Here is a 535-nt window from a genome sequence, read left to right on the forward strand (position 1 = left end):
TCCTGGAAAGTACGGCGGTAAGCCAGCGGTCGCCTCACCCAATTTGCTGAAGCGCCAGTTTGATGTCGTAGAACCCAACAAAGTTTGGGTCACCGACATCACCTACATTCGCACTTATGAAGGCTGGCTGTATTTGGCTGTGGTGTTGGATCTGTTTTCTCGCCAGGTCGTTGGCTGGTCAATGAAGTCGCAGATGACCAGTGATTTGGCTATTGACGCGTTGTTGATGGCGGTTTGGAGGCGTAAACCGAAGCAAGAAGTGATGGTTCATTCCGACCAAGGCAGCCAGTACAGCAGCTCCGATTGGCGCAGCTTTTTGAAGCAAACAATTTGGTTGCCAGCATGAGTCGCCGAGGCAACTGTCATGACAACGCTGTGGCCGAGAGTTTTTTCCAGCTTCTGAAACGGGAACGGATCAAGCGAAAAATCTACACCTCGCGGCAAGATGCTCGTAGTGATGTGTTCGATTACATCGAGATGTTCTACAACGCAAAACGCCGTCATGGTTTCAACAATCAGCTGTCACCGGCAGAGT

1 pseudogene is annotated in these 535 nt (G+C 50.8%); it reads left to right on the forward strand.

Going from position 1 to position 535, the window contains the following annotated elements:
* A pseudogene (locus tag DK261_RS21350) lies at window positions 1-535 on the forward strand (IS3 family transposase); the annotation flags it as partial.

Origin of the sequence: Pseudomonas sp. RW409 (assembly GCF_003184125.1) — a bacterium.
GTDB lineage: Bacteria > Pseudomonadota > Gammaproteobacteria > Pseudomonadales > Pseudomonadaceae > Aquipseudomonas > Aquipseudomonas chlororaphis_I.